Here is a 22,276-nt window from a genome sequence, read left to right as displayed (position 1 = left end):
CAATATTGTTTACCAACTTTTACTGTTTAAAAACCGCCCGCCCACACATCAAAATCGTCAATGTTGTCGAGCTCTTCCTTGGTTCTTGGCGCGGGGTAATAAGGCAGAGCTAATCTTTGAACGGAAGGTTGCAGTTCCCAATCGGGCGTAATCTTGAGTCGTGTTAACTCATCGTTGAGTCGCACAAACATATAGTAGCCATCGGCATGGGTATTGGCGTAACTTGCGATGGTCGCAATGTCACCAGAAGGTAATTTTACATCTCTGCCGAGCGGGTAAAGTTGATGCAAAGCGAAGCTGACTTTAGGGTCTTGCAGCTTGCCTTGTTTAAAGCGTTCTAGGCCAATCGCGGTTGAGGTCGTGCGAGGCTTCCAACCTGTGAGGAATAATCCACTCAAGCTATCTTGGAACGGTTTACCCTTTCGATTGCCTTCATTGCTAATGAATTGAACGGTCAGTTTGTCTCCAGACTCTTCCAGAATTTCTAAAAACTGTTCACCAGTGCGATCGACTAAAAGCTTCATAAGACCCAGATACCATTAAGAATGAGATACGATAAATGGTACTACTTTAAGGTTGGTTTTGGTAGGGGCTATAAAGGTTATGCAGCGTGAACACTGTTTTCAGTGTTGATCGTTACATTCCCTTTATATGGACAATAGTTTATCGCTTACGCAAGTAGTAAGTAGTAAGTAGTAAGTTTGCACTATCTCATCTAAGTAGGTCGACACACCTTTTAGTGTGAAATCAAGCGTTGACACTAGATCTTCAAACAATGGTGAACCACCACCCAGACCGAACAGAACTCACCATCGAAATGGTATAAAAACCGCTAAGTTTATATTGCCTAGCTCTCACTCAACTTAAGTGATTTGTAGGTCAATTTATTGGTCTTCAAATTTATACTGGATAATTACCTATAAATTTCAGGCTTTAGCAGTAATAATCAATGAATAGACCTGAATAGCTTGTGAGTCGCAAAGCTGTCGGGACAGTTTCTAAAGACGTTACCGTGAAAAGGAAGTCAGACACATGCCTGTGCTCCAACGCATCAGTTTAACCTTAATTTTAGTCGCTATTCTCGGCGGCTGTTCTTCATTACCAGAAGGCATCGACCACCCTGCAGAACCGTACACCTCTTATGGACCAAGCACTTTGTCGGTTTTAGCGGATGAATATCAACCAGCATCAGAACAGGCGACTACCGCCGTTCGTTTACAAGAATCCGGTTGGGATGCGTTAGCGCAGCGATTGGCGTTGGTTGAAAGTGCAGAGCACACCATCGATATTCAATACTACATCTGGAACTCCGACGAATCGGGCAGATATCTAGCTAGTCGTTTATTAGCAGCCGCTGATCGTGGTGTTAAGGTGCGAGTGATGTTGGACGACATCAACCTCAATGAGCGTGAAGGGCTATTATCAGCACTCGACGCTCACCCGAACGTCGAGATCCGAATCTTCAACCCAACACCAACACGCCGTGGTTTCAGTAAGTGGTTAAGCTTCCTTGGGGATTTCTCTCGCTTAAACCGCCGTATGCACAACAAGTCGTTTACCGTAGATGGCATCTTGTCTGTGGTGGGCGGACGTAATATTGGTGATGAATATTTCGACCTTTCTGACGAGATCAACTTCCGAGATCGTGATGTATTAGTGATGGGCTCAGTCGTTACCACGATCCAAACCAGCTTTACTGAGTATTGGGACAGCCGTTGGTCTTACCCTGTCGATATGTTGGGTGACGACGAACAACCGGATCTTTCAAAGATTGACGATATCACCGTTCCACAATACAAAAACTACCCAGAGTTACCATTAAACCGTGAAGCGGCAGATGGCTTGTTGAAAGAGGCTCTTGATGAGATGACTTGGGTCAACGCTCGCTTTGCTTACGATCGCCCTGTGCCTATCGATTCAGATAATACCGATGAACCGAAAGCAACGGCGGTTCTTTTAGGACAGCTTGCAAGCGAATCGAAACAAGAGATCTTGTTGGAATCCGCTTACCTTGTATTCGATGACGGTCAACTCGAAGAGTGGCAGGTATTGAACAATAAGGGCGTTGAGATAAAAGCGCTCACTAACTCTATGGCGTCTAATGATCTTGTGACTAATCACTCCGCTTATGCAGGCAGACGTTACGACATGTTGGAGCATGGTATCGACCTGTTTGAGCTAAAACCAGAATCCAAGCTGTGTGAAGCTTCGACTCAAGACGTGTCGAAATGTGCGCCTGAGACGGCCTACGGCTTGCACGCTAAATCAGTTGTATTCGACCGCAGCATCGCGAGTATTGGCTCATTCAATTTCAACTTACGCTCTACCTACCTCAATACGGAATCGGTTTTGATCATCGAGAATAAAGAGATTGCTGAAACGCTAGCTGACACCATTGAGCAAGCGATGAGTGAAGACAACAGTTGGCGCTTGGAACTCGAAGGTGGTGACGTGTATTGGTATTCAGGCGAGCAAAGTTGGGACAGCGAACCTGAAACTGGTAAGTGGGAACGAATGCAGTCAGGCTTCCTACAACTGTTGCCGATAGAGAAATACCTCTAAGAGTGTCAGTATCCCAGAAATGAAAAATGTCAGCGTATTATACGCTGACATTTTTGTTTGTGATGACGAAACGGAGCTAACCTATCTGAACCTTTCTCTATCTTTAGAGCTGCTCTAGAGCTATCGTTTGGTCAGCTGTTTACTGTTCAAGTAAGGCAGGATATGCGGGCGAGATTCACCAGACAACTTTTGTGTGATCTGTTGTGACCAACTACTTTGCTTCTGATTGCTTGAGCGGTTTGCGTAGTAGCTTTGCATCGAATCATCGTAGCTGGCGATTTCATCTAGGCTCAGCGGTTGGTATTGGTTTTCGTGCATGACCACGTGAGCAGGGAGGCGAGGCTTAACTTCTGGTTGTTGTGCTGGGTGACCTAAGCACATTCCGAACAATACGGCGGTGTGTTGTGGTAGTTCTAACAGTTCATCGACTTGTTGTGCGCTATTACGCAAGCCACCAATGTATACACCACCTAAGCCCAGTGACTCAGCAGCCAGCATGCAGTTTTGCGCCATGATGCCGGAATCAACAGCGCCAATCAGGGTCAGTTCAGTAAAGTCGGTTTTTACTTCAGGGTTGATCTGAGCGTGGCGTTGATAGTCGATACAGAACACCAAAAACTCAGCCGCGTTCTCAACATAAGCTTGGTTACCTGCGTATTCGGCTAGCAGTTTTCGCTTCTCTTTGTCTGTCACTCTCACGATAGAAACAGCCTGTAATAAGCTCGATGATGACGCGGCAAGGCCTGCCTGAACAATTAAATCGAGTTGCTGCTGCTCTATTGGTTGATCTGTATATTGACGAATGGAGCGGTGCCCCAGAATGGTTTCAATCGTGCTGTTCATAACTCTCAGACAGTCCTTGTGATGATGACGTAGAGATTCACAATAACGACAATTACCATGAGCGTAAAGGGTGTTTGAGTCTTCTGGTTGGCGGAATGATATTCATGAATTCAAAGGATTGCTCTCACAGCCAATCCTTTTTTATACCGTTTCCTGCTAGAAGCTAGAAGCTAGAAGCTAGAAGCTAGAAGTTAGAATGGAACGCTCAAGAGTTCGCTTTAATGGCGAAGAGACAAAGTGATGAAGTGAACTCTGTTGGTCGAATAGCTGCCAGAAGGCTGAAATAGTCCTGAGTCAGCATTAATTTCACCATGGCCTAGATCTTGGTATTGGTAGCTCAATCCTAGATGTAAGTCATTGGATATCTTCTTCTCAGCGCCAAATCCGATACGCCACTGTTTATCGAGTGGGAGTAACACATCTCGGTTTTGACTGCTTAAAGGGCTAGTGTCACCGCTCAGTCCGCTGTACAGCAACCAATCCTCATAAGCGTATTCCACACCAACCCCAAGAGAATAGGTGGTTGAGTATTTGTCATCATAATCTTGCCATGTCTCCATGTTGGAACTGAGTAGAAGGTTCAAATCTTCATTTAATGAATGCTTCAACCCTAAATTTAAGCTTCGAACCCACGTCAGTTCAGAGCTAATTCCAAAAGCGTTGACGTTATCAAGGGAAAGGTCGTGATCAAATTGGCCCTGATAACTGACACCCAATTGTGTGTTGTCACTGATGTGGTGATTGAGACTCAGGCCGAACCCTAGGTCGAGGCTATCTCCTTGGAGTTCTTGACCATTCAAAGCTTGAGTTTCAAGCGCTGTGTGCTGCAATATCAAAGAACCACCAAGAGACAGTTGTTTATTGACCTGATATGACAATGACGACGTTAAGTTGAGTGCCGAAATGCTATTTTCTTTGATCAACAAAGCAGGGTGCGCGCCAACGCCGTGAGAGTATTCAACGCCAGTGCCGCCAGCTGCGTGCAATGCTGCGCCGACGACCCATTGGTCATTTAACCTTGATGCGTAAGACAAGTGAGGGAGAACATCCGCGCTGCTTCCTGTGGTTGAAGCCGAGTTATCGTCACGGACAAAAGTGGCTTCAACATCGAGGTATTGAACGCCGAGAATCCAAGCGCTTTCTTCAATAGCCGATAACCCCGCAGCATTGTTGATCACTGCGGATGCATCGTTCGCGGTTACGTTTCCTACGCCAGCTGTGCCAACGCTTTTGGTAGTCGCAATCTGAGATAGGTTTAATCCTCCCGCGTTCGCGAGAGAGCTGACTATCCCTGTTACTAACAGAGATAGTGTGATGAAAGGTGTTTTCAAGAATAGAACCTTATTTTCAGTGTATGAGTCATGTTTCTAGCAGTTTGAGTCATGTGTTTAGGGATAGAACGAATTACCACGAGCGAACACTAATAACGCCGTGGCAATTGACTTGATCGACTTAATTGGGGCTAGAGTTTTTCAACTTGTGGCAGTGGATATTCATTGTCTAGAACGGCTTGAGTCGGCTCATACAGACGCATGTGAAGATAGAAGTCATCTTGAGGTGCAGGCAGCCAGTTACACGTAGGATCGGTTGGTTTTGCGTATTGAATGCATATTGGCAATGTGCCGTCTTCTGCGTATTTCAGTTCATCTTTACGGTTGGTTGAGATGGAGTAGCGTTGAATGAAGTTCTCAACCATGAACAGGTTTTTAGCGTCGTACATGGTCAAAGACCAAAAGGCGTCAGCGGGTGCATCAGCTGGCATGGTCATTCGATATTGATTGGATCCCGATAGCTGTTCGCCATTCGAGTCCGTGTATCGATTTGGGTAGAGTGCTCGCTCTGGTACATTCAAACCAGCCGCACGCATATTGATGCTTGCTCGGCTTAGATAATCATTTCCGTAACGGCCTCCCTCGTACATCATCGACCAGCCGTTATTGACATCGCCGATGCTTCGACCAGCGTATTGAATGATCTGTTGTGAAGACTCAATCGCGCGCATTAGCCCTTTTTTCTGTGCTGAAGTTAGCGCTTCAGGGTTAAAGGGGGTCGATCCTCCAATACCAATTTGTTGGAATTGATCAACGATGGCGGCATCTTCTGGAATTGGATTTTTACGTAGCTCGCGGTCAATCAATGAATACCACTCTAACCCTTCAGGCCTCGCCATGGGTGGGATGCGACCTGTCGAAGCTTTGAGTTCTACGATGTCATGCGCTGCGCCGAGTTGATCTAGTGGGTAGCTGAGGAATTTATCGTGAGTAACCAGTGCATCAGCGAGCTCTTGCTCGCCAAACACGCCCGTTCGTTGAATCAACCAAACCATAGGAGTGCGAGACTCTACGACACGATCAATCCCCTCTGGCACTTCGCCAGCCCATCCTTTGTTGACCAAAAGCACTTTTGAACCTTGGTCGCCGACATTCTTCACGTGCAGATCTTCAATCGAATCTGAGTAAGCATCCAATAACTGAACAATGTAGTAACGGTTATCGGTGCGAGGAATATCAATCACCATTGGGCCCGATAAATCCAGATCGTAGTGAGTTTGTGAGTAGAGCGTATCGTTGTTGACGGTAGGTACAATTCTATCCTGAGGTCCGGATAGAACGCGCGTTTTACCCATCTCATTCAATGGTGCCATGGCGTTGTCCATTGGCGCATCAACAGATGTGGTCGTTTGCCTAACCGCTGCCACGGTTAATGGGCCTGTACCATAGATAAATGCTTGAACACCTAGGTTGTAAGCGAGCTCTTCTTCAGGATTAATAGATTGTTGGGCAAGGGATGGCATCGCGATAATACTGGATAAAGAACACACTAAACTGGTCAGTACACTTCTCTTATAGAGGAGCTTTCTCATGGAACACCTTAGATCGTAGGAACAGGATTAGGCATTTATCATATGAGCAAGTGAGATTAAGGAGTGTAATAGCCGATATTAAGGATGTTAATAGTCTCTTTTTACCCTTCAAGTGTTTGTTTTAATTAACATTGATTTGGAGTGGTGAAGCGACTCGACGACGTGTGCAGGTAGGGGGCCTGAGACGCTATTGTTTGATTGATTTTCGGTTGATATGTTGGCAAAAAAGTACGGGAATCGATATGAACACATCCACTTATCCTTTTAGCTTATTCATTAAAGCAGAAGGGGCTCAGTGCAATCTGGATTGTAGCTACTGCTATTATCTCAATAGACAAGATGTCGATAAAAGATCTTCAATGTCTCTGGACATGATGGAGCAAATTGTCGGTGCTCATATCGACGCGCAGCCAATGAAAGATCAGCAAGTGGACTTTATCTGGCATGGTGGCGAGCCTATGTTAAGAGGGCTCGATTTCTATGAAACGGCGATGAAAGCACAGGCAAACAAAGCAACGAAAAAGTGCGTCGTGAATACGATGCAGACCAACGGAACCATGATTAACGATCGCTGGGCGAGCTTCTTTGCTAAACACAATTTTATGATGGGCATCAGTATCGATGGGCCCAATATTCTGAATGACATCGCTCGGATCGACAAAAATGGCGAGTCGTCTTTTGAACGCACAATGCGTGGGATGTCTTATCTAAAGAAGCACAATGTTGATTTTAATACGTTAACGGTCGTGAACAATAAAACCTACAAAAACGGTAAAACGATCTATCAGTTTTTGGTTGAAAATGGCAGTGGTTATATGCAGTTTCAGCCTTGTATCGATCATGAGTTGGACAGGCGAACAGGGCATGATTGGTCGTTAACTGGGGAGCAATGGGGGCAATTTCTTTGTGATTTGTTTGATGCATGGAGCGCCAAGGATGTCGGTAAAGTGTATATCCAGTTTTTTGAAAACTGTTTAATGGTGTTGATGGGCTACCAAAGCCAAATGTGCCATCACAGCGCGACTTGTGGGCAGCAATTAATGGTTGAGCATGACGGCAATGTTTACAGTTGTGACCATTATGGGTATCAAGATCATCAATTGGGCACTATGAACAGTGATAAGCTTGCAACCATGGCGAGCTCACCAGAACAAGTAGCGTTTGGCACCAACAAATATGATGAGTTAAACAGCGCTTGTCGACGTTGTGATTTTGTTGAACTTTGCCAAGGTGGTTGTCCTAAAAACAGAATAGCAACAACCGAAGATGGCAGTGCGATGAATCATTTATGCCAAGGGTATGAGATGTTTTTTCGTCACGCATTACCCAAATTATTGCCTATGGTAGAAGCGATGAAAAAAGGGTATTCGCCAGCGTACTTTCCACTTTTCTAAATCACTTGGAGTAGGGCATGACCAAAGACTTAAACTTACTGCGGCTCATTTTGGTGCTTAACGAAACTCGTCAAACGGTGAGTGCAGCCAAAGCCTTGAACGTAAGTCAGCCGACGATCAGTGTCATGCTTCGTAAGCTCAGAGAACAATTTGATGATGAGTTGTTTGTTAGAGATAAAGCTAGGCTTGAACCTACCCCTAAATGCTTGAAGCTTATCGAATCGTTACCTCTGCTATTAGAACAGCTAGATAACCTTTACATACCCAATGATGAGTGGGGCTTGGAAGATTTAAAAGGGGAGGTTCAAATCATGTTGCCTTCCCCGCTGTTGATCCCAGTAGGTGTGCCACTAATCAAAAAGCTGACCAAAGAAGCACCGCAAGTGACCTTCCAATGCTCGCCTTGGTTAGATAATGGCGTCCAGTCCCTAGAGACCAACCGAATGTGTTGGGGAGTGAGCTATCTTCCTATGGACGTCAATAAAACCCTGACTGAGCGCCCAGTTGGCTTTGATAAGTTCATGTTGGTGCTAAGAGCTGACCACCCAATTCAAGGCAATTCCCTTGAGGAAATCCTGAAATACCCACTCTGTATCAATATGATCCCTGGTTACATTCAGCCGTCCAAGACGGAAATGTTGATCAAAAAATATGACTTAGATAAACACATTGGGCTCAGAAGCAACAATATGAATTTGATGCTAGAAGTCGTTAAGGACAGTGACTTCATCTATGTGACATCGTCGAAATGCCGTTATTTGCTTGATCACTCTTATCGTTGTATCGATTTACCGCCAGAACTGTTGAAAGACACCTATCGCCGAGAATTGGCACTGTTTACTCATCAAGCAAACCGTAATAACCCGTTCACTGATTGGCTTCAAAAAGAAATTACGTCGATTATTCAATCCTAGTGTCACGCTACTATTCTTTCTAAATAACGCCCCTTTATCACTACCACTATTAAGAATCGTAATAGTGGCTATCAAGCCATTTTGGACCTCTTTCTTATACCATTTGCCTCAACAATGGTTCGCTGAGACATGCACAATTTTCGTTTTGACTTCAGCGATTTACTCATAGTGAATGAGGGTTATAAATGTATAAGTCTTTTGTTAAATCCGCTCTGGCGCTCTCGGTATTGGCGAGCGTCAACGTACATGCAGCGAGCCAACCCAATGTGGTTGCTATCATGCTTGATGATGTGAGCCCAACGGATTTGTCTGCATACCACCGTGGTTTAGGCGCGGTGGATACGCCGAACATAGATCGAATTGCCGAACGCGGCATGATGGTCAGCGATTACTACGCACAAGGCAGCTCTACCGCGGGGCGCTCTGCCTTTATCACAGGTCAATATCCTTTCCGAACAGGCTTAACGTCTGTCGGTCAGCCGGGCTCTTCACTTGGCCTTCAAAAAGAAGATCCAACCCTAGCCGAAATGCTGAAAGACAAAGGCTATGCGACCGTGCATGTCGGTAAAAGTCACTTAGGCGATAACAACAGTCACCTCCCAACGGTACACGGCTTTGATGAATTCTTCGGTTTCCTTTACCACCTCAATGTTATGGAGATGCCTGAACAGCCGGAATTCCCGACAGACCCTAACTTCAGAGGACGCCCTCGTAATGTTCTTCACACCTTCGCTACCGAGAGTGTGGATATGCAAGAAGACCCAAGGTTTGGTGTGGTTGGAAAGCAAACGATTGAAGATAAAGGCCCTTTAGGCGCTAAACGCATGCAAACCGTTGATGGCGAATTTTTGGAGTTTGCTACGAATTGGCTTGATAGACATGAAGCGGAGAAAGACGAACAACCTTACTTCATGTGGTACAACCCGACTCGTATGCACCAAAAAACGCACGTGCGTCCGGAATATCAAGGCGCGAGTCAAATCAACACCTACTACGATGGCTTGATCGAACTGGATGAGCAGATTGGTGTGCTGCTCGATAAGCTTGAAGACTTGGGCGAAATCGACAACACCATTATTCTCTTTACATCTGACAATGGCGTAAACCTAGATCACTGGCCTGATTCTGGCTCTGCCTCATTCAGAGGACAAAAAGGCACAACATGGGATGGTGGTTTCCGTGTACCTATGTTGGTGAGTTGGCCAGATAAAATTCCTCAAGGTGAATACACCGATGGCTTCATGACTTCTGAAGACTGGGTGCCAACCATTATGGCTGCAGTGGGTGAAGGCGACATTAAGCAACAACTGCTTGATGGAAAAGAGTTAAACGGCGAGCGTTATCAAGTTCACTTGGATGGTTATAACCAGCTGGACATGTTGATCAAAGGTGAGCCGAGTCAACGTCATGAGTTCTTCTTCTACAACGAACAAGATTTGAATGCGTTCCGAGTTGATGGTTGGAAAGTGCACCTAAAAACCAAAACGGAATGGATTGCGCCTCCTGAAGAGTGGCCACTAGGGATGCTCATCAACATCAAGGCTGATCCTTACGAGCGTAGCCCTGATACTCGCGGTTGGTTCTTATGGATGAAAGAGAAGTCTTGGGTATTACCAAAATTGCACAAAGCAGCCGCGAAATATCAAAAGTCTCTTGAAGCGTTCCCACCAAGACAGAAAGCTGGTGGTATTGGTATGGCAGACAAATCAGTGATTGCTGACTAACGCCAAATACGACTAATGCAAGGTGTGCTGTAACAAGCGCACCTTTTGCACTCCTTTTAGTTGGGATATCCAATGATGAAAAAAAACATACTTGCGGCAGCACTGGCTTGTGCTTGCATAGTTGCACTTCCGTCTCCGGTACTTGCGAGCCAATCCGTGGACGCGACGAGCGCAGTTATTGGGATCAAGACGGAAACTCTCCCCGTTGAGATGGCGAGCTTAGCGTCGCTCAAAAAGGATAATCAGTTATTGGCACAACTTACCTACGAGTACGCGTACTCGATAGATGAAGCCTACAAATACTTTTACAAAACCGTCGTTGAGCAAGATTACCCTCTGAATCGATTCCAAAATATTCGAATACTTGCTGACGACACTTACACTGCACATCCTACGATTAACAATGACACATTACACTTGATGGGTTGGATGGACCTAGCGGTAGAGCCGGTCATCATTACGATTCCAGATCATGATGACAATCGATACTGGTTGTTCCATACCATGAATATGCAGCACTTTACTGACTCGGCTTTTGGCTCTCCACAGCGAGGCACAAAAGGCGGCAGTTTCATGTATGCAGTTGAAGGGTGGAAAGGTGAAGTGCCTGCGAGTGTCGATCAAGTCATCTATGTAGAGCACCCGCTGGTCAAAATGATGGGTCGAATCATGGACCTTGGCGGCGACGATTCTGCAACTGCTCAAAAGTTAATGGATCAATGGAATATTAGGACGTTGTCGGAATACTTAGGTCAAAAAGGGCCCGCTCCTGTTGAGCGCGTGTATCCAGATCCTGAAGACTCTAATTGGGTCGAGCGAACCAACTTCATTTTGTCTGAAGGAACAATGAAGGCGCATGACCAAAAGTTGCTTGAACTGTTCGAGCACATTGGCTTGGGAGATGTTGAATTAGGCAAATCCAATCATCCATTTACGACAGAGCAGCTTCGTATGATCGAGTCTGGTCAAAAAGACGGACTGGAACGAATCATTAATGCGGGCTTTGATGATTCACGTGACGTATTAGGCACACGCGATGAAATGACCAAGGTTCCGAGCTTTCAACACGCCTACGGCACGTTAATGGGCCAGTGGGGGCTACCTGCAAAGCACACTATGTATAGCGGTGATTTCGTTGATAATGAAGGTGCTGTGCTCGATGGCGGAAAATACGATTACACGGTGAGCTTCGATGCGCCACCGCTAGAAGAGGGTGGTTTTTGGTCATACACGGCTTACAGTGGCGAAACCCGATTGATGGAGAAAAACGAGTTAAACCGTCACTCCCGTGGAGACAGAACGTTAACGCCTAATGCTGATGGCAGTTACACCATTTACATGAGTAGCGATGTAAAAGGGCATGAAGATGATCCTAACTTCTTACCTATCCCCGATCACCAATGGTATTCAGTGTTACGCATGTACACGCCCGGTGAAGAGGTAAGAACAGATAAATGGAAATCGACACCATTTACTAAGGTCAAAAAGCCCACGATAAAGTGATGACTTAAATCGCCTGTTTAAGGTTTTGTTTATAATCGATTAATGCCAGCTGTTATGTAGCTGGCATTTTGCATACTCAATGTGTAAGTTCTGTAATTGGAACGGATTTTTGACAGATAGGAGGTATGTACAGCTGAAGGTAAGACTCGGTTAAACGGATTGCTTCGTTGGCAAGTTCTGGTGTGATACAGCCATGTTGGCGATAAGATAACGAGTATATTTTATCAGCGACTTGCAGTGAGATAGCGAAGACATTAATGGATTGTGGCAATTGAGGAACATCAAAGAACTGTCGATAAATCGTTTCTACTTCCTTACCAAGAATTAAGTCATTTTCAGTGTCCGCATGGCCTAATTCGGTGAATGTATGACGACCCAAAATAAGCTTTTTAGCAATCGGGTTATTGTTATAATAATTCACATAGGCTGTTTCAATCATACGATTGATATCAGTCCAATGACTAACATGCTTGGCATCTATACATTTACTGAGTAGAGATTCGAAATCAATAAATACGTCATCTAACAGGTTATGGAATAAGTTCTCTATATTTGGATAGTGATGATAAACCGTGGATGTTGCCATTCCACACTCTTTAGCAACATCGTACATTGAAATATCCGTTGCTTCACGGCGTTCCATTAGTTGCACAACAGCATCATGAATTCGAATTAATTTTTCTTCGGTTGTTACTTTGCGCATCTAATGATCCTCACCTTTATTGTGGAACACAAAAAACATAAAGGGTTTTCAAGAAAAGTTCCAATTGGAATATCAAAACTTAGACTTTGTGACCCTTTATTTATATAAACCATGATAAGCCGATGTTAGGCGTTAATATGTGTCCCCGTTTTCCCTTCAATGATCTCTAGTGCGCTCGATAGATCACCAATGTGTCCGTGTTGCTTTGTCTTTTCAACAAAAAGACAGCATGCATCGACCTTTGGCCCCATCGAACCGGCTGGGAACGTGTATTTCTTCATTTGTTCAACTGACACGTTTTCAAGTTTCTCTTCTTTTGGTGTTCCCCAATCTAAACAAACATGAGAACCGTCGGTGAGGATCAGTAAATGTTCTGCGCCGATTTCTTCTGCAATGAGTGCCGCTGTCATGTCTTTGTCGATTACTGCTTCAAAACCCACATAAGCACCATCTTTTTCTACGACTGGAGCGCCACCGCCACCGCCACAAATAATTAGGTGTTCTTTCTCTAGCAAGTCTTTGATAGCTTTTATTTCTAGCACTTCTTTTGGCGAAGGTGATGGCACCACGCGACGCCAGTGTGTGCCGTCAGGCTTCACAACCCATTGGTTGGCTTCTGCGAGTTGTTTAGCTTGTTCCTCGGTATAGATAGGGCCAATAAATTTGGCTGGGTCGGCAATCGCAGGATCGTTCTCGTCAATAACAATTCGAGTCAGAATCGTGGTTGTAAAGCGGTCTTTAATTGCAGCATTTAGCCCCTGTTGGATAAGGTAACCAATCATTCCTTGAGTCTCAGCGCCAAGTACATCAAACGGATAAGGGGGGCAATCTTTATAAGCATTGTTCTGCAATGAGAGTAGGCCGACTTGAGGGCCATTTCCGTGCACCACCACCAAACGGTAGTCTTTGCTTAGCTCAGCTAAAGAGCCTGCGGTTTGCGCGATGCTCTTTTTTTGGTTTTCGCAACTCATTACCTCACCACGTTGTAGTAAAGCATTCCCACCGACAGCAACAACAATAATAGGCTTCGACATGTTTAACTCTCCAAATAATATTTTGCTCAGTGCAAATAAGTTAGTTTGAATTGTATTTAAATATTGTCGGTGTCGTGGGGATAAAAATCACAATTCGATTTGTGTTCAATATTTGATGTTTTTAGTCGCCTATATGTCACAGAAAGCCTTAATTATCGCTAGATTAACTAGATATGTGATCTTGGTTTTGAATTAGAAAATGTATTTATTAATCGAATAGTTATTGACCAAAATCAAGTATTCCGACTTTTAGCATTATAAATCTAATATTTGTTGGGTTTATTTTGTTTTTGCCCTGAACTCTTTTATGTAAAACCGATATTCAATTTTCATCCCAGTTCACTTCATCGCTTTGCCGTTTAATTAATCCCGAATTAGAGATTAAGGAGCTAAGAGATGAGTAACGAAACGCAAGGAAAAATGGGGGTTACGGGAATTGCACTCTTTACACTGTGTGCAGTTTTGGTCGTCGACACATTAACCGCGTCAGCCAGTATTGGTGTCAGTGCCATTGGTTGGTGGGTGTTAATGCTGGTCTTCTTTGTCATTCCATATGGCTTAATTACTTCCGAACTGAGTACCACTTACCCAGGTGAAGGTGGGATATACGATTGGGTAAAACAAGCCTTCAATTTTAAATGGGCAGTCAGAACAACGTGGTTTTACTGGATTAACGTTGGTTTATGGATGCCAGCGGTATACATCATGTTTGCAGGGATGTTTGCTGAGCTCTTCATGCCAGATCTGTCTTTATGGGGACAAATCGCCATTTGTATATTACTGACGTGGCTAACGGTTTTGATTTGTAATGTGTCTGCCGACATCGGCGTGTGGGTCACCAATATTGGCGCAATATTAAAAATTGTTGTGATCAGTACATTGGGTGTGGGCGGCTTTATCTATGCAATGAAAAACGGCGTTGCCAACGAGTTTACGTTGCCCGCAATGATGCCTTCATTGGATTCTGCGGTCTCTTTCTTACCCGCGATTGTGTTCAACCTAATGGGTTTTGAACTGGTTGCGACCATGACTAAAGAAATGAAAGACGTTCGTGATATGCCTAAGGCCGTCTTCCTCTCTATCGGTATCACCGCTTTCTTATACATCTTCGGTACGGTAGGCATTTTGATGGCGCTACCTGTCGAAAGCATTGGTTTGGTGTCTGGCCTTATCGATACGTTTAGAACACTTTTCGGCACTGGTGTGGTTGGTACAGCGATGGTGTACATCTTCGGTACTTTCGCTTTGTTAACGCTTATCGGCAACATGGTGAGTTGGACAATGGGTGCCAGCCGAGCTGCTGCTGAAGCCGCTCAAGAAGGTGAACTTCCAGCCCCTGTCGCGAAAGTGTCAGAGAAAGGTTCCCCGGTTGGTGCAAACAATATTACTGGTACGGTATCAACGGTCGTCATTCTGTCTTACGCGCTGTTTGCTCAGGGCAATGATGATCTGTTCTGGTCGATATTTGCCTTCTCCAGCTGCATTTTCTTACTTCCTTACCTGTTCATGTTCCCGGCATACCTAAAGCTTCGAGTGGTTGATGGTAAACGCGAACGCCCATTCAAAGTTCCGGGTGGTATGGCGGCTCAATGGGTGATGTCGATTGTTTGTTTCTTGGTCGTCCTTCAAGCCGTGATCTTGTTTATTTTCCCTGAGGCTCTTGATTTAACCGTTGCAGATTGGGGATACACAGGACCTGTTTTGATTGGCGTGATTGCCACCATCCTCGCTGGTGAGTGGATACTACTAGGCGCTCTAAAGCGTAAGAAACAGCAAGGCTCGGACGATAACGACACAGCCGATACGCAAGATAAAAAAGAAGCTCAAGCATAATTTAGGGGACATAACGATGAAAAAACTGATTGAGACTACTCCAAAACATGATGGCTTCAGAATGCCAGGGGAACACGAGCCACACAGCGAAATTTGGATGGCTTGGCCAGAGCGTACCGACAACTGGCGCAATGGAGCGAAACCAGCACAAGCGGTATTTGCAGACGTTGCTACCAAGATCAGCCATACGACGCCAGTCACCATGCTAGCGAGTTCAGACCAATACGATAACGCAGTATCTCGTTTACCAGAGGATATTCGAGTATTGGAAATCTCGACGGATGACTCTTGGATGCGCGACATCGGTGCGACTTATGTGGTCGATGATAGCGGTGAACGTCGAGGTGTGGATTGGGAATTTAATGCATGGGGCGGGTTTGTGGATGGTTTGTATTCACCATGGAACCGCGACAACCAAGTTGCCCAAAAGATGTGTGAAACCATTCGTGACTCTCGATACCGCGCTCCAATAGTACTAGAAGGCGGTTCAATTCACGTTGATGGCGAAGGCACGCTCTACACAACAGAAGAGTGCTTATTACACGAAAGCCGAAACCCAGATATGAGCAAAGAAGAGCTGACAGAAGTGCTGTGCGAACACCTCAATGTTGAGAAGGTAATTTGGCTACCTCGTGGTTTATACAACGATGAAACCAATGGTCACGTCGACAATATCCTTCACGTCGTGAAGCCGGGTGAAGTCGTTCTGACGTGGTGCGATGACGAGAATGATCCTCAATATGAGATCAGCAAAGAAGCCTATGACTACATCACCAGCCAGACCGATGCCAAAGGCCGTCAAATCAAGGTACACAAGCTGCCGATGCCAGGCCCTCTTTTCATGACCGAGGAAGAAGCGGCAGGTATCGATATCGCAGACGGAATGGAGCGAGAAGCGGGTGAGCGTTTAGCGGCGTCGTATGCCAATTACCTGATTACCAATAACCAAATCGTGTTGCCTTTGTTGGATAAACGCTACGACAACGATGTTATCGGGATCCTAGAAGGCATCTATCCGGGCTACGAAGTGAATGGCGTTCCGGCTCGAGAGATTTTGTTAGGTGGCGGCAATATCCACTGCATCACCCAACAAGTGCCAAGAGTTTAGTTACAACGATAAACCTAATAACAACTAAAGACTGAGAACAGTCGTTAACACCAATATTTAATCCCAAACGTAGCGGTTCTTGAAAGTGATGGCATGTATTCAAAATCAAATCGCCATGAAAGAGAACTTAAAAGAACCGCGCACAAAGTTATGAAAAATAGGAACTTATTATGAAATTACCTTCTTCTAGCGCAACTGAACTAAACAAAGCAAACCTAGAGCATATGGTCTCCATGAAAGACTTCTCTGTTCAAGAAATGGACAACATGATGGAGTTGATGACTCACCTGAAACAGGCGCGTAAAGACAATGCAATCCCGCCACTGTTCAAAGGCAAATCGGTAGGAATGATTTTCGAAGCGGGTTCTACGCGTACGCGTGTTTCTTTCGAGGTGGCAGCAACATTATTGGGTGGTCATGCACTATTTCTATCACCAAAAGACATTCACTTAGGTGGTAAAGAGTCTATTGATGATACGTCTCGTGTGCTATCACGTATGTGCGACATCATCATGGCTCGTACTAACAGCCCTGAGACACTAGATGGCCTACTTGAAATGTCGACAGTGCCAGTGATCAACGGCCTTGATACTCGTTTCCACCCAACTCAAATGCTAGCGGATCTCTACACGATCAGAGAGCACATCACAGATGGACGTAAGTTGTCTGATCTCACCTTAGCATTCATGGGTGACGCGACGGATGTGTGCCGTTCACTGATGCTGACTTGTGCTAAGTACGGTATGGGCTTTAAGCAAATTGGTCCTAAGAAATACCACATGGAACAAGAGTGGATCGACATGGCGCTGAACTTCTGTGAAGAGTCTGGTGGCACGATTGAAATTACTGATGATGTAGAGCGCATCAGTGACTGTGATGTGGTGTACGGCGATAGCTTCTACTGGGTCACGCAAATGGATGAGAAGGAAGAGCGCCTTGCGGCATTCATGCCTAACTATGTGATTACTGAAGAGCTAATGGCTAAGGCTCGTCCGGGCGCAATGTTGCTGCACTGCCTACCTGCGAATGACAAAGAAGAAGTGACTCGCGGCGCACTAGAAAGCGAATACTCAGTGGCGTTCGATGAAGCCGAAAACCGACTCACTGCTCAGATGGCAATTTTAGTGTACTTCACACATAAAGATGCGGTTATTCCAACGCAAGAAACCGTTAAGCATCATGAAGAAAAAATCAGCAGTTTCCTAAGCACGCTGTAGAGGTTTATTCGTGGGGGCATCAGTGCCTCCACTGTTTAAAGTGAATTAAGCTGAACCAGTATTTATGACGATTTATTGGTTCGGCTATTTTTGTGCCTTTTATTTTGAAATGTCGATAAACACGTGGCCGATTGGCTCTATCTGACATCAATACTCGAATAGGAGATGTATCGACATGAGTGCCGATATTATTAAAGTTTCAAGAAACACGGAAGATGCACCACAGAGCCCTTTCTCAACACAATCGGTGGCATTCTCACACTACAATAACCTCTCTGCTCAATTACCGATTGACCCTAAAACAGGCAGCCTGATCTCAGGCTCTTTAGAAGATCAAACAAAGCAGTGTCTATTAAACATTCAAGCGATTGTGGAGAGTATTGGACACCGCATGCACGATGTAGTGAGAGTAAATATATACTTGAAAAACATTGCAGATATCGATGCAGTTAATGAAATCTACGCGTCCTTTTTCCAACACTACGTCCCTACATGCACGACACTCGCTGTTGCTGATTTACCGCTCGAAGGCGCTCATTTGCAAATGGATGCTGTGATCTCGAATGGTGAAGGCACTTACCCACAAGCGGCTTGTGAGTTAGTTAAGATCGCGAGAAATACCCCACACGCGCCAGTCAGTTCTCTATCGACTCAGACGGTCGCTTTCTCTCACTATAATCACATTTCAGCTCAGCTACCGATTGATCCGAAATCGGGTAGCATCGTCGCTGGTGGAGCAAAAGAGCACGCGATTCAATGCCTCAGAAACATTAAATCGATACTGGAAAATGTTGATGTTCCTCTTGATGACATCGTGAAGGTAAATATCCATGTGAGAAGCCTTGATGACCTTACAGCAGTCAATGAAGTGTATACCACCTTCTTCCCGGACTCTGCGATTGCAAGGGCTGTCGGTTACATGCCAGCACGCTCGGTGACGGTGGTTGAAGGCCTAGCAATGGGAGCGTTAGTGCAGATGGATGCGACCGTGTCACACGGCGATGGCACTCCGCCACAAGCGGTTGAAGATCGACATGGAATAGTGATTAAGGCAAACAATACCAAAGCTGCACCAATCAGCCCGCTTTCAACGCAAACCGTGGCTTTTTCTCACTACAACAATATCTCGGCTCAGTTGCCGTTGGATCCAAGAGTTGGAGCGATTGTTGCGAATGGCGCAAAAGAGCAGGCGATGCAGTGCCTGAATAACATTAAAGAAGTGATTGAGAGCGTTGGTCATGTCATGGATGACATCGTGAAGTTGAATATCCAATTGAGAGACATGGCTGATTTAGATGTGCTCAATGACGTTTGCACGCGTTACTTTGGAGGTCCATTACCTGCGCGCACAGTTATTGGTGTGTCTAATATCCCTATGGGCGCCTTGGTGCAAATTGATGCGATTGCTTCTAATGGAGAGGGAACCCCGCCGAGTCTTTAAGCTTTTATCGGGCACTAGAAAACGAGGGCTAGCTGTGAGGCTAACCCTCTTTTTACGACAGCCCCAACGACAATATGAGTATTGGTTATAGTGTCCATAAGTGGAAAATCAGAGTAGACCGACTAGGATGAATTGAATTAAACCCTACAATTAATTCAACAACATGGTAGTTGCTATGAAGAAAATAACCCTTTTATCCGTTGCGATTTTATCTAGCCTTTCTTTCTCATCTTTTGCTAAAGATTGTGATCCCAATTTGCTGCCTTCTTGGAAAGATAGCGAGAGCAAATCCGCTATCGTCGACTATGTTGGGAAAACCACCAAAGCTGAGTCTGATACGTTCGTGGCGATTGAAGATCGTATCGCCGTGTTCGATAACGACGGTACGCTTTGGTCAGAAAAACCTTACTACTTCCAATTGGCCTTCGCGTTAGATCGTGTAAAAGAGATGGCGCCTGAACACCCTGAATGGAAAACGGAAGCACCGTTTAAGTTTGTACTCGAAGATGATATTGAAAGTGTTCTGGGCAGTGGCGAAGAAGGGTTATTGAAAATTATCATGGCGACACACTCTGGTATGACAGTCGAAGACTACCAACAAGAGGTTAAGCAGTGGTTGGCGGTAGCAAAAGATGAGCGCTTCAATAAAGCGTACACAGACCTAACTTACCAGCCAATGAAAGAGATGCTGACCTACCTGCAAGAGCACGACTTTAAAACTTACATCGTGTCGGGAGGTGGTGTTGATTTCATGAGAGCGTGGGCCCCGAAAGCTTATAACATTCCGCCAGAGCAAATCATCGGCAGCGCTCTTAAATATAATTACAGCTACAACGATGGTAAGCCGACGGTGACCAAAGACTCGTCCATTTTGACCATTGATGACAAAGCTGGAAAGGTCACGAATATTCAGCATATTATCGGTAAGAAGCCTATTTTAGCAGTAGGCAACTCAGACGGTGACCAAGCTATGATGCAGTGGGCAACGAGCCAACCAAATTCAATGGCTATGATTGTTCATCACACTGATGCTGAGCGAGAGTGGAAGTACGATCGTAAGTCTCATGTTGGTAAGTTGGATAAAGCGCTAGATGAAGCGAATTCCAGAGAGGACTGGACGCTGATAGACATGAAATCAGATTGGTGTGAGGTGTACTAACGCCTCGTTTACCTTTGGTCAAAATCATAAAGGCTCGGATTGTTAATTCGAGCCTTTTTTGTTCGGGGACGTATTTGAAATCAGAGGTTTGGAATGAACGCTTGAAAACAATGAAGGCTTAATGCCTCGCTATAAGCAAGAACGTACTATAAGTTCTTAACTCATGACGGTTTAATCGGATAGTCGAAAAGATAAAGGAATAGAAACATGAAAACGATCGGTTTGCTCGGCGGTATGAGTTGGGAGTCGACAGTAAGCTACTACAAATCCATCAACGAGGGCGTTAAAGCGACCCTTGGTGGGCTCAATTCTGCAAAGGTTTGTATGTACAGCGTGAACTTCGATGAGATAGAAAAGCTCCAACATCAAGGTCGTTGGGAAGAGACAGCCGACATCTTATCAGACGCGGCTTTATCGGTAGAGAAGGGCGGGGCTGATTTCATTCTGATTTGTACCAATACCATGCATAAAGTCGTTCCTGAGATCGAAGAGCAGATCACGATCCCTATCTTACATATCGCTGATACCACCGCGCAGAAGCTGCTTGAACAGGGCGTAAAGAAAGTAGGATTACTCGGTACCGCTTTCACGATGGAACAAGATTTCTATAAAGGGCGCCTGACTAACAAGTTCGGTATTGATATTGTGATTCCAGATGAGAGTGACCGACAGAAAGTGCACAACATCATTTACCAAGAGCTGTGCCGAGGTGAAGTAAAAGAAGAATCTCGAGCTGTCTATCGTCAAATCATTGAGAAGCTAAGCCAGCAAGGTGCAGAGGCTGTTATTTTGGGATGTACCGAAATCGCCCTGCTGATTCAGCAACAACATACCGATGTGCCACTGTTTGATACCACTGCCATCCATGCGGAAGCGGCAGTACGTTTGGCGACTAGCGACTAACATTTAGCGACTCGTTTTTTAGATCCTCGTCATAGATCCACAACTGTCCTCTTTCAGTTTCTGATCGATTTTTATTTAGTTGAATGAAAGTTTTTTGTACAAAAGCAGGTCGTTAATTAATGAAGCGATGCTTTGTTCATTAACCAAGGCTTTATCGGTAGGTAAGGCTTTAGTTAATGACTGAGGTATCTGCACTTAAAAGCACTATGCTTTAGTCATGACTAAAAGAGGATTAATTATGAAATGGCTTATCTTATCTGTAACGCTATTGTTTGTGGCAGGATGCCAATCGACAGGCTCTGACACATCTTCACATGATCAAATGAATAAAGTGGATACGAGTGGGTGTAGTAGTTAATCTCTTTTTCAGAAACACCTTTTTAGCTGCTTCGATAGCGACCCCCATAAAAAACTCCAATAAAGAGTTACTCCTATCAAGCCTTGTGAGATCACAAGGCTTTTACTTTGTCGTAAACGAAAAAAAAACCTCTTTCGAGGGGCTAAAACTTATGTTTTATAGGTAATTCTTAGAATGCGTATTGAACGCCTACACCTAGTACTGAATCGTCAGAAGAAGCTGCAACAGTACCTGAAGCAGACCAACCTGTATCTTCAAAGCTGTGCACAACACCGATTGCTAGAGCTGCTTCAGAACCAGCGTAGCCAACACCTGCGCCGAATGCAGTCATACCGTTTGTCAACATTGGGCGAGCATTAACTGTTGCCGCGTTTAATGCCTAAGTTTGGTCGATACGAGTATCTAGGCGATCAACTTCACCGAATAGAGTATCGATATCAGATGCGTTTTGGTTGCCAATAACGTAAAGCTCATCGATTTGGTTGTGTTTTACTGCTGCTTGTTGTGCTGCAGCTTTTCCTGAATCGTTAAGCTATTGACCTGATTCAGATAGTTGCTCAACTGCTTGGCGAATCTTTTTGTTGTGGTCTGGTAAACCTGGTTCAATGTCTTCAATTGGTAGTTTAATTTCAAGAGTTTCGTCGCGTTTTCTTCATTTTCAGCACGGTTTTGAGCTAGTTCATCAACACGAATCATCACTTTGCTGCTGAAATCGTC

19 protein-coding genes are annotated in these 22,276 nt (G+C 45.0%); 11 read left to right on the top strand and 8 right to left on the bottom strand.

The features are described from left to right. Nucleotides 1–26: 26 nt before the first annotated feature. Entirely contained in the window at nt 27–524 is a 498-nt protein-coding gene (locus OW495_RS05180; RefSeq protein WP_102327368.1) for a hypothetical protein, read from the bottom strand. Nucleotides 525–1,032: 508 nt separating this feature from the next. Here OW495_RS05180 and OW495_RS05175 point away from each other — a divergent pair. Continuing rightward, a complete protein-coding gene (locus OW495_RS05175) occupies nt 1,033–2,562 on the top strand; it encodes a phospholipase D family protein (RefSeq protein ID WP_102327367.1) in 1,530 nt (509 codons plus the stop codon). A 120-nt stretch (nt 2,563–2,682) separates the two neighbouring features. Here the strand turns inward: OW495_RS05175 and nfsA are convergent, their stop codons facing one another. The 3 genes from nfsA to OW495_RS05160 form a co-directional block, all read right to left on the bottom strand. Further along, nucleotides 2,683–3,405 carry an oxygen-insensitive NADPH nitroreductase gene (gene nfsA, locus OW495_RS05170; RefSeq protein WP_017087636.1) on the bottom strand — a complete coding sequence of 241 codons (723 nt, stop codon included), beginning with the start codon at nt 3,403–3,405 and terminating at the stop codon, nt 2,683–2,685. Nucleotides 3,406–3,623: 218 nt separating this feature from the next. Further along, nucleotides 3,624–4,736 carry an outer membrane protein transport protein gene (locus OW495_RS05165; protein WP_102512956.1) on the bottom strand — a complete coding sequence of 371 codons (1,113 nt, stop codon included), beginning with the start codon at nt 4,734–4,736 and terminating at the stop codon, nt 3,624–3,626. Nucleotides 4,737–4,867: 131 nt separating this feature from the next. Beyond that, a complete protein-coding gene (locus OW495_RS05160; RefSeq protein WP_289885383.1) occupies nt 4,868–6,268 on the bottom strand; it encodes a DUF1214 domain-containing protein in 1,401 nt (466 codons plus the stop codon). 242 nt (nt 6,269–6,510) lie between these two features. On the opposite strand from OW495_RS05160, the gene OW495_RS05155 reads away from it, so the two are divergent. The 4 genes from OW495_RS05155 to OW495_RS05140 all read left to right on the top strand — a co-directional run bounded on the left by OW495_RS05155 (nt 6,511) and on the right by OW495_RS05140 (nt 11,803). Further along, the gene (locus OW495_RS05155) at nt 6,511–7,662 is read left to right on the top strand and encodes an anaerobic sulfatase maturase (RefSeq protein WP_102361973.1); all 1,152 of its coding nucleotides are present in this window, start codon (nt 6,511–6,513) and stop codon (nt 7,660–7,662) included. A 17-nt stretch (nt 7,663–7,679) separates the two neighbouring features. Further along, nucleotides 7,680–8,576: a LysR family transcriptional regulator gene (locus OW495_RS05150; RefSeq protein ID WP_076668502.1), complete on the top strand. Its 897-nt coding sequence runs from the start codon at nt 7,680–7,682 to the stop codon at nt 8,574–8,576. A gap of 185 nt (nt 8,577–8,761) precedes the next feature. Further along, the gene (locus OW495_RS05145; RefSeq protein WP_289885378.1) at nt 8,762–10,300 is read left to right on the top strand and encodes a sulfatase-like hydrolase/transferase; all 1,539 of its coding nucleotides are present in this window, start codon (nt 8,762–8,764) and stop codon (nt 10,298–10,300) included. A 72-nt stretch (nt 10,301–10,372) separates the two neighbouring features. Continuing rightward, the gene (locus tag OW495_RS05140; protein WP_289885377.1) at nt 10,373–11,803 is read left to right on the top strand and encodes a DUF1254 domain-containing protein; all 1,431 of its coding nucleotides are present in this window, start codon (nt 10,373–10,375) and stop codon (nt 11,801–11,803) included. Nucleotides 11,804–11,879: 76 nt separating this feature from the next. Here OW495_RS05140 and OW495_RS05135 read toward each other — a convergent pair whose 3' ends face one another. Together OW495_RS05135 and arcC are read right to left on the bottom strand one after the other, a co-directional pair. Further along, entirely contained in the window at nt 11,880–12,506 is a 627-nt protein-coding gene (locus OW495_RS05135) for a TetR/AcrR family transcriptional regulator (RefSeq protein ID WP_289885375.1), read from the bottom strand. A gap of 125 nt (nt 12,507–12,631) precedes the next feature. Continuing rightward, a complete protein-coding gene (gene arcC / locus OW495_RS05130) occupies nt 12,632–13,540 on the bottom strand; it encodes a carbamate kinase (protein WP_102279922.1) in 909 nt (302 codons plus the stop codon). Nucleotides 13,541–13,936: 396 nt separating this feature from the next. On the opposite strand from arcC, the gene OW495_RS05125 reads away from it, so the two are divergent. The 6 genes from OW495_RS05125 (at nt 13,937) to OW495_RS05100 (ending at nt 21,201) form a co-directional block, all read left to right on the top strand. Continuing rightward, a complete protein-coding gene (locus OW495_RS05125; protein ID WP_289885372.1) occupies nt 13,937–15,373 on the top strand; it encodes an APC family permease in 1,437 nt (478 codons plus the stop codon). Between the two features lie 16 nt (nt 15,374–15,389). After that, nucleotides 15,390–16,481 carry an agmatine deiminase gene (gene aguA, locus OW495_RS05120; protein WP_017092723.1) on the top strand — a complete coding sequence of 364 codons (1,092 nt, stop codon included), beginning with the start codon at nt 15,390–15,392 and terminating at the stop codon, nt 16,479–16,481. A gap of 170 nt (nt 16,482–16,651) precedes the next feature. Next, complete coding sequence (gene argF / locus OW495_RS05115; RefSeq protein ID WP_102307548.1) at nt 16,652–17,698, top strand: ornithine carbamoyltransferase; 1,047 nt, start codon at nt 16,652–16,654, stop codon at nt 17,696–17,698. A gap of 175 nt (nt 17,699–17,873) precedes the next feature. Beyond that, nucleotides 17,874–19,139 carry a RidA family protein gene (locus OW495_RS05110; protein WP_289885365.1) on the top strand — a complete coding sequence of 422 codons (1,266 nt, stop codon included), beginning with the start codon at nt 17,874–17,876 and terminating at the stop codon, nt 19,137–19,139. 175 nt (nt 19,140–19,314) lie between these two features. Beyond that, entirely contained in the window at nt 19,315–20,298 is a 984-nt protein-coding gene (locus OW495_RS05105; RefSeq protein WP_289885364.1) for an HAD family hydrolase, read from the top strand. Between the two features lie 207 nt (nt 20,299–20,505). Then, entirely contained in the window at nt 20,506–21,201 is a 696-nt protein-coding gene (locus OW495_RS05100; RefSeq protein WP_289885363.1) for an aspartate/glutamate racemase family protein, read from the top strand. 527 nt (nt 21,202–21,728) lie between these two features. Here OW495_RS05100 and OW495_RS05095 read toward each other — a convergent pair. Beyond that, nucleotides 21,729–21,905 (bottom strand): YadA-like family protein, encoded by a 177-nt coding sequence (locus OW495_RS05095; protein WP_289885361.1) that lies wholly within the window; start codon nt 21,903–21,905, stop codon nt 21,729–21,731. A 143-nt stretch (nt 21,906–22,048) separates the two neighbouring features. After that, nucleotides 22,049–22,255, bottom strand: coding sequence for a hypothetical protein (locus OW495_RS05090; RefSeq protein ID WP_289885359.1), 207 nt, complete (start codon nt 22,253–22,255; stop codon nt 22,049–22,051). Nucleotides 22,256–22,276: the final 21 nt, after the last annotated feature.

This window comes from Vibrio sp. 14N.309.X.WAT.E.F5, assembly GCF_030397615.1.
Taxonomy (GTDB): Bacteria; Pseudomonadota; Gammaproteobacteria; order Enterobacterales; family Vibrionaceae; genus Vibrio; species Vibrio lentus.
The sequence above is the reverse complement of the archived record's forward strand: the minus strand, read 5'-3'. Positions and strand labels throughout refer to the sequence as shown.

What these genes read in the sequence shown, in the direction of transcription:
- OW495_RS05180 (WP_102327368.1), bottom strand. Translation starts at nt 524, where the DNA reads ATGAAGCTTTTAGTCGATCGCACTGGTGAACAGTTTTTAGAAATTCTG.
- OW495_RS05175 (WP_102327367.1), top strand. Translation starts at nt 1,033, where the DNA reads ATGCCTGTGCTCCAACGCATCAGTTTAACCTTAATTTTAGTCGCTATT.
- nfsA (WP_017087636.1), bottom strand. Translation starts at nt 3,405, where the DNA reads ATGAACAGCACGATTGAAACCATTCTGGGGCACCGCTCCATTCGTCAA.
- OW495_RS05160 (WP_289885383.1), bottom strand. Translation starts at nt 6,268, where the DNA reads ATGAGAAAGCTCCTCTATAAGAGAAGTGTACTGACCAGTTTAGTGTGT.
- OW495_RS05155 (WP_102361973.1), top strand. Translation starts at nt 6,511, where the DNA reads ATGAACACATCCACTTATCCTTTTAGCTTATTCATTAAAGCAGAAGGG.
- OW495_RS05150 (WP_076668502.1), top strand. Translation starts at nt 7,680, where the DNA reads ATGACCAAAGACTTAAACTTACTGCGGCTCATTTTGGTGCTTAACGAA.
- OW495_RS05145 (WP_289885378.1), top strand. Translation starts at nt 8,762, where the DNA reads ATGTATAAGTCTTTTGTTAAATCCGCTCTGGCGCTCTCGGTATTGGCG.
- OW495_RS05140 (WP_289885377.1), top strand. Translation starts at nt 10,373, where the DNA reads ATGATGAAAAAAAACATACTTGCGGCAGCACTGGCTTGTGCTTGCATA.
- OW495_RS05135 (WP_289885375.1), bottom strand. Translation starts at nt 12,506, where the DNA reads ATGCGCAAAGTAACAACCGAAGAAAAATTAATTCGAATTCATGATGCT.
- arcC (WP_102279922.1), bottom strand. Translation starts at nt 13,540, where the DNA reads ATGTCGAAGCCTATTATTGTTGTTGCTGTCGGTGGGAATGCTTTACTA.
- OW495_RS05125 (WP_289885372.1), top strand. Translation starts at nt 13,937, where the DNA reads ATGAGTAACGAAACGCAAGGAAAAATGGGGGTTACGGGAATTGCACTC.
- aguA (WP_017092723.1), top strand. Translation starts at nt 15,390, where the DNA reads ATGAAAAAACTGATTGAGACTACTCCAAAACATGATGGCTTCAGAATG.
- argF (WP_102307548.1), top strand. Translation starts at nt 16,652, where the DNA reads ATGAAATTACCTTCTTCTAGCGCAACTGAACTAAACAAAGCAAACCTA.
- OW495_RS05110 (WP_289885365.1), top strand. Translation starts at nt 17,874, where the DNA reads ATGAGTGCCGATATTATTAAAGTTTCAAGAAACACGGAAGATGCACCA.
- OW495_RS05105 (WP_289885364.1), top strand. Translation starts at nt 19,315, where the DNA reads ATGAAGAAAATAACCCTTTTATCCGTTGCGATTTTATCTAGCCTTTCT.
- OW495_RS05100 (WP_289885363.1), top strand. Translation starts at nt 20,506, where the DNA reads ATGAAAACGATCGGTTTGCTCGGCGGTATGAGTTGGGAGTCGACAGTA.
- OW495_RS05095 (WP_289885361.1), bottom strand. Translation starts at nt 21,905, where the DNA reads ATGTTGACAAACGGTATGACTGCATTCGGCGCAGGTGTTGGCTACGCT.
- OW495_RS05090 (WP_289885359.1), bottom strand. Translation starts at nt 22,255, where the DNA reads ATGATTCGTGTTGATGAACTAGCTCAAAACCGTGCTGAAAATGAAGAA.